Consider the following 7,432-nt stretch of genomic DNA (forward strand, 5'->3'; position numbering starts at 1 on the left):
GAGGGGGATGAGGGGGATGAGGAGGATGAGGAGGATGAGGGGGATGAGGGAGATGAGGGGGATGAGGGAGATGAGGAGGATGAGGGGGATGAGGGGGATGAGGAGGATGAGGAAGAAACTCCTAATTTTGAATTTTGAATTTTGAATTTTGAATTGATTTCTCCCCCTGCTTCCCCTGCCTGTGCTTCTTGCATTAAATCTCCCACAACGCTGAACTTGTGGGCAAATTTTTGAGGGACACGTGCAGCAACTTCGGGTTTCATTACTCCAAAGCGGTCAATTAAGTTGTGCCAACGTGCATCCCATTCTGCGTAGACAACGGTGCGATACCCTAGCCTTTTGCCAACGACAACGGGAAAAAATTGATCCCCACCAAGGAAAACAACGACACCACGTTTCCGCCAGTCCCAATTCTCAAATGTCTTTCCCCACAGCAAAAATTGCCAAAAATACTCTGCTGGCTGCACTCGGTCTACTTCAGGGAAAGACCGAGCAATATCTGCTTCTTTGCCGCTAGAATTGGGGCAAGGCGACAAAACCACAGAAATTCTTATTTGATTTCGGTCATCACTCAGTATTTGCCGCAATGCTTTAACCACTGGGCGCACCCAAGTCGTGACTTCCCCAGGACCATTTGAGAGAATAAGAATATCAGCAGTCATTCGTCATTGGTCATTAGTCGTTAGTCATTAGTCATTATTTATCAGCTTATAGTTCCCATTTCTGGGTGAAAGGAGAATTTTCCCCTACTAAGCCAAAGCATTAATTCTCGAAGTTACCAAACGTGCTGATTCCAGAGCACCAGCCATCCATCCTGTCAGGTAGCTCACATGCTCCCCACACAAATAAATATTGCCATCGGGTTCGTTGAGTCTGGCATAGTACCTCTGTCGTACGTCGTCTGTGTACTCTGCCCAGCCACCCAAACTGTATGGGATTGTTGGCCAATAAAGTGTGATGCCGTTCTCAAAATCGTTTCTGTACTGAGGGTGGATGTTGCTGCCTTGTTCGAGCGCTAAGGCGAGGCGCTGATTTGGAGGCAGAGGTCCTACCTTGGTGTCATCAAATTGGTAGTAGCCGAGCATAATTCCTTTCTTGGATAGGTAACCCTCCGACGGATACCAAATCTGAGCAATGTCCTGATCAGTCCAAGTAATGCCGCCGAAGATGTCCTCGTCTTCCTCCCAGAAACGGCGTTTGAACTGCAAGCCACCTTTACCTGCTCGCACGTAGATGGCGGCAACGCTGGCAATTGCCTCATTCAACTCGGGAGAAAAGTCCGACGGGATACTCTTGAGTACTGGTAGCGGAATGGTGCAGATGCAGTAGTCGCCTGTGACTTGTTGGTTTGTGCCTGAGCTATCCGCGTACACGATGCTAACGCCGTTGGGTGTCTTGCGAATCTCCTTGACCTCTGATTGGAAAACAATCCTATTGCCGACTCTACTTTCAAAAGCTTTGGCTATTTGATCCATCCCACCAACAGGCTGCAGCATCGTCATCTGTTGCTGCCAATCCCACTCGAAACTTTCGTAGTCAGCAAATCCTAATTGAATTAACGCACTTAGGTCGTAGGGATCTGATTGTGTCCCAGGTTGCAAGCCAGCACTTGGATAATTAGTAAAGCCACGTCGGCTCGAACCTTTGTAGAACAAGTCTGGAGATAAATCCCCATACGTCCGAAGAAACTCAACTAGTTTTTCTTTGTCTTCAGTCGTCAAAGGCGCATTAATTGCATTCTGGTTAACGGCTTTAGCCAGCAGTTCTGATATGTAGCCACGTATATCAGTTATGGCTTCGCGGGCACGGACTTTTTGACCCGACAGCGGACCTGCGTTCTGAATGTTGTAGTAATATTCTCGTCGGTTGACGTTTGCTTTCACCTCAACAGCAACGCCCAATTCCCGGCAGTAGTCTAGTGTGATGTGTTCCTGGGGAATGCGAGCAGGACCTGGATTAAAGTACAAGCCTGAATCAAATTGAACTGTTTGTGTTTGTCCTAGAGTATCAGTAAACTGATCTCCACCTCGAAGTGTCCAGCACCGACCACCAGCACGTTCACGTGCCTCGAGGATAATACAGTCGTAACCAACTTTGCCCAACTCATAAGCAGAAGCCATTCCCGCCAAGCCCGCACCAAGAATAATGACGCGATTGCCTCTCTTGCTAGGCTGTAGCCGAAATGAACCTCTTTGTGATGGACTTTGTGCAGTTGCTGGTTTTTCTAACAAGCCCAAAGCCTTCATAGCCGCGTAGGCTGAACCTCCGGACACAGCAACAGTTGTTATGAAATCTCTTCTCTTCATAGCCACTCCTAACATCTAGAACTTACGCATTGACAAAATTTTGATTGTGTGATGCTCACCATAGTAGGCAGAAATCACCTCAATAAAGTCGGGGTTTTGAACTAGCGAGGACATAAGCCCTTCTTCTACTTCTTATCTAGGTGTTAGTGAAATTAACTTACGCACGCTGCGGAAGATGAACGTGGATTGTACATAGAGTCAAGCATTTTGCCGCCGCAGTGCAATTGATCTGCAGATACAGACAATGTTTCCACGCGATCGCTCCTTGGCGGGCACTCCGTGCCATCGCACAGGTGCCAGTGCAATCATGCGATTGCCCAAGGGGCAGTGGCAAAGCCAATCGCGCACGTTATACATAATCCAGTCTTTTTGTACAGTGCGTAAGTCCTAACATCAACTATTTTCTTAAGAAAAAATATCAACGCTTGATTAATGACTTATGGTCAAGCAAAGGTAAAAAGGGTTACAATTTTGTTGGCATTTTATGACAGTACAGTACGATTTATTACAATAAAGTTGTTTGCCTGATATTTCAAGAGCGTTTGCCGAGAGATATGCAAAATGGAACAACTTGTCACCTTTCGTTAAGATACTTGCAATAACTCAGTTTTTATTAATGTATCCGCATCAAAACTTAATGCGCTGGCGCAGAGTATAGTGACTTCTCTTCATACCAGCTTTTTTAGTCACGTTCATCTTTCCAGGCACTTCCCATTGCTGGGATTATTTAATCAAATGTGCTACTTTTAACACCTAAATAACGTGGGAGCGTGGTAGCTCTTGTCCCCTTGTCCCCTTGTACCCTAAGGTAATGGGACTAAAGCAGCTAATTAAAGTTATGTAAATTTTTTTGACACAATTGTGAGCAAATACTTTGCAAATCTGTCAACAATTTTTACAAATTATTTCATTTTTTATATCATTTTGTGTCAGATAGGCGACAAAATCCCCACTGAGCAAGCATTTTCTGGTAAAAAACTCATATTGCCTTAGAGAGGAAGTCTGAATGGCTGCTTTTGCCGAAGAGGACTTCTTAAACGAGAACACGCATCAAAGGAGCCGAGGAAGCATGTTCACTCACGTCAAGTCCACCATTAGACATATTGCGCCTGACAACCTGCGGGGGCGTCATTTAATTAAGGTGGTCTATGTCGTGTTAGAGTCCCAGTACCAGAGTGCATTGTCACAAGCGGTTCGGGAAATTAACCAGAATCATCCCAACCTGGCGATTGAAATTAGTGGCTATTTGATTGAAGAACTCCGAGACAAAGAGAACTACGAGGAGTTCCAAAAGGAGATCGCAAGTGCCAATATCTTTATTGCCTCGCTGATTTTTATAGAAGACTTAGCCCAAAAGTTAGTAGCAGCAGTAGCACCACACCGCGATCGCTTGGACGTTGCCGTTGTGTTCCCCTCAATGCCTGAAGTTATGCGCCTAAACAAAATGGGCACCTTCTCTTTGGCACAATTGGGGCAATCTAAGAGTGCGATAGCACAGTTCATGCGAAAGCGCAAGGAAAAATCCGGCGCGGGCTTCCAAGATGGGATGCTCAAGCTGCTGCGGACATTGCCGCAAGTGCTCAAGTACCTGCCAATGGACAAAGCACAGGACGCCCGAAATTTTATGCTCAGCTTTCAGTATTGGCTAGGGGGTTCTTCAGAGAACCTGGAAAACTTCTTGCTGATGCTAGCTGATAAGTACGTCTTAAAAAATAATGTAGAAACACGAAATCTGGCGTCCGTACAATACAAAGCACCAGTTGTCTATCCTGATATGGGGGTCTGGCATCCTCTTGCCCCCACGATGTTTGAGGATGTCAGAGAATACCTCAATTGGCACAACAGCCGTAAGGATGTCCCCAATGATTTGAAAGACCCGCTAGCGCCTTGTGTTGGGTTGGTATTGCAACGCACGCACCTTGTAACGGGTGATGATGCCCACTATGTGGCAATGGTGCAAGAACTAGAATCTATGGGGGCACGGGTTATTGCAGTGTTTGCCGGAGGTTTGGACTTCTCCAAACCAGTGGAAGCATACTTCTACGAACCGACTACCAAAACCCCACTGGTGGATGCTGTAGTATCTTTAACAGGCTTTGCCCTGGTAGGTGGACCAGCACGCCAAGACCATCCTAAGGCAATTGACGCGCTCAAGCGGTTGAATCGTCCTTACATGGTAGCGCTGCCCCTCGTCTTCCAAACAACCGAAGAATGGCAGGATAGCGATTTGGGGTTACACCCAATTCAAGTTGCATTGCAAATTGCGATTCCGGAATTGGATGGGGCAATTGAGCCGATTATATTATCAGGACGAGATGGGACAACAGGAAAGGCGATCGCCCTGCAAGACCGTATCGAAGCAGTGGCACAACGCGCCCTCAAATGGGCTAACCTGCGCCGCAAGCCAAAGCTGCACAAGAAAGTTGCGATCACCGTTTTCAGCTTCCCACCAGATAAAGGCAACGTGGGAACCGCTGCTTACTTGGATGTGTTCGGCTCAATTTACGAGGTGATGAAAGCCCTCAAGAACAACGGTTATGACGTGCAGGAGTTGCCTGAGTCTGCCAAAGAGTTGATGGAACAAGTCATCCACGACGCCCAAGCACAGTACAGCAGCCCTGAACTCAACATTGCCTACCGGATGCCAGTTCGTGAGTATGAAGCACTCACGCCCTACTCACAAAAATTAGAGGAAAACTGGGGACCACCTCCTGGACATCTCAATAGCGATGGGCAAAACTTGCTGATTTATGGTAAGCATTTCGGTAACGTCTTCATTGGTGTTCAGCCCACCTTTGGTTACGAAGGCGATCCCATGCGGCTGTTGTTCTCGCGTTCTGCAAGTCCCCACCACGGTTTTGCAGCTTACTACACTTACCTAGAACAGCTTTGGCAAGCTGATGCGGTGCTACACTTCGGGACTCACGGTTCCTTGGAATTCATGCCAGGGAAACAAATGGGGATGTCTGGAGAATGTTATCCAGATAACTTGATTGGTACAATTCCCAATCTCTACTACTACGCCGCAAATAACCCCAGCGAGGCAACAATTGCCAAGCGTCGCAGTTACGCCGAGACAATTTCTTACCTGACTCCTCCGGCAGAAAATGCTGGTTTGTACAAAGGTTTGAAAGAACTCAGCGAGTTGATTGGTTCTTACCAAACCTTAAAAGATAGCGGACGCGGTATTTCCATCGTCAACACTATTATGGATAAGTGTCGGCTGGTGAACTTGGATAAGGACATCGCTTTGAGCGAAACCGATGCCAAAGATATGACCGCTGAGGAACGGGATAATATCGTTGGCTTGGTGTACCGCAAGTTGATGGAGATTGAATCGCGACTGTTGCCATGTGGATTGCATGTGATTGGTAAACCACCTTCGGCTGAAGAGGCGATCGCCACTCTGGTCAACATTTCTAACTTAGACCGTCCAGAGGAAGAAATTCAAAGTCTCCCGCGTATTATTGCCAACAGCATCGGGCGCGACATCGACGAGATCTACCAAAACAGCGACAAAGGCGTTTTAGACGATGTCCAACTGCTGCAAGACATCACAATGGCAACCCGTGCCGCAGTTTCCGCCCTTGTAAAAGAGCAAATTGACGCAGAAGGACGAGTTTCCCGCGTTTCCAAGCTCAACTTCTTTAACATGGGCAAAAAAGAGCCTTGGGTAGAAGCACTGCAAAAAGCAGGTTATCTTGTAGAGACGCGCCATGGCGCGTCTCTACACATCGCCGCCCTGAAACCGCTGTTTGAGTATCTGGAATTCTGCTTGCAGCAAGTTTGCGCTGACAACGAATTGGGAGCATTACTCCAAGGGTTAGAAGGCGAGTACATTCTCCCTGGTCCTGGTGGCGACCCCATCCGCAACCCGGATGTCTTGCCCACAGGTAAAAATATACACGCCCTTGACCCGCAATCCATCCCCACAACGGCTGCTGTCCAATCAGCAAAAATCGTTGTAGACAGACTGCTGGCGCGTAACAAAGCAGAAAACGGCGGTCACTATCCCGAAACTATCGCTTGTGTGCTTTGGGGAACCGATAACATCAAAACCTACGGGGAATCCCTGGCACAAATCATGTGGATGGTGGGAGTGCGTCCAGTTCCCGATGCCCTTGGACGGGTGAACAAGTTAGAATTGATACCTCTAGAAGAGTTGGGACGCCCACGGATTGATGTGGTTGTTAACTGTTCTGGTGTATTCCGCGACTTGTTCATCAACCAAATGAACCTGCTGGATCAAGGGGTGAAGATGGCGGCGGAAGCCGATGAACCACCATCAATGAACTATGTTCGCAAACACGCCCTCGAACAAGCAGAGGAAATGGGGATCAACCTGCGCCAAGCAGCAACTCGCATCTTCTCCAATGCTTCTGGTTCCTACTCGTCAAATATCAACTTGGCGGTAGAAAACAGCACTTGGGACAGCGAAGCCGAGTTGCAGGAAATGTACCTCAAGCGGAAATCCTTTGCCTTCAGTGCCGATAACCCCGGTACGATGGAAGAAGAGCGGCAGATTTTTGAAAGAACTCTGAAAACTGCTGAGGTCACTTTCCAAAATCTCGACTCTTCCGAGATTAGCTTGACCGACGTTTCCCATTACTTCGACTCTGATCCCACCAAGGTTGTGGCAAGTTTGCGGGGTGATGGCAAAACACCAGCATCCTACATCGCCGACACCACCACAGCTAACGCTCAAGTCCGCAGTTTATCAGAAACCGTGCGTTTGGATGCCCGTACCAAAATGTTAAATCCCAAGTGGTACGAGGGAATGTTATCTCACGGTTACGAAGGCGTGCGCGAACTCTCCAAGCGGTTGGTAAATACGATGGGTTGGAGTGCGACTGCTGGTGCTGTTGATAACTGGATCTATGAAGATGCTAACGAAACCTTCATTAAAGATGAAGAGATGCGCAAGCGTCTACTGAACCTCAACCCCCATTCTTTCCGCAAGATGGTTTCCACCTTGTTGGAAGTGAATGGTCGTGGTTATTGGGAGACGAGTGAGAACAATTTGGAGTTGCTGCGCGAGTTGTACCAGGAGGTTGAGGATCGGATTGAGGGAATTGAGTAGGTTATAACCGTGTAAACACGCCAAATGTAGAGACGCGCCATGGCGC

General features: G+C 47.7%; 3 protein-coding genes and 1 pseudogene. 1 reads left to right on the forward strand and 3 read right to left on the reverse strand.

Annotated features, from left to right (window positions below; genetic code table 11):
- The 3 genes and pseudogenes from ACM0OZ_RS47125 to ACM0OZ_RS47135 all read right to left on the reverse strand — a co-directional run.
- Positions 1 to 662 (reverse strand): annotated as a pseudogene (locus tag ACM0OZ_RS47125) (lipid-A-disaccharide synthase); the annotation flags it as partial.
- 87 nt (positions 663 to 749) lie between these two features.
- Positions 750 to 2,306, reverse strand: a complete 1,557-nt coding sequence (locus tag ACM0OZ_RS47130) for a flavin monoamine oxidase family protein (RefSeq protein WP_414589868.1) — start codon at positions 2,304 to 2,306, stop codon at positions 750 to 752.
- 198 nt (positions 2,307 to 2,504) lie between these two features.
- Positions 2,505 to 2,663 carry a hypothetical protein gene (locus ACM0OZ_RS47135; RefSeq protein WP_414589869.1) on the reverse strand — a complete coding sequence of 53 codons (159 nt, stop codon included), beginning with the start codon at positions 2,661 to 2,663 and terminating at the stop codon, positions 2,505 to 2,507.
- A 712-nt stretch (positions 2,664 to 3,375) separates the two neighbouring features.
- On the opposite strand from ACM0OZ_RS47135, the gene ACM0OZ_RS47140 reads away from it, so the two are divergent.
- Positions 3,376 to 7,386, forward strand: a complete 4,011-nt coding sequence (locus ACM0OZ_RS47140; RefSeq protein ID WP_414589870.1) for a magnesium chelatase subunit H — start codon at positions 3,376 to 3,378, stop codon at positions 7,384 to 7,386.
- The last annotated feature ends 46 nt before the right edge of the window (positions 7,387 to 7,432 follow it).

The sequence above is a fragment of the Scytonema sp. PCC 10023 genome (genome assembly GCF_963920835.1).
GTDB lineage: Bacteria > Cyanobacteriota > Cyanobacteriia > Cyanobacteriales > Nostocaceae > Kalymmatonema.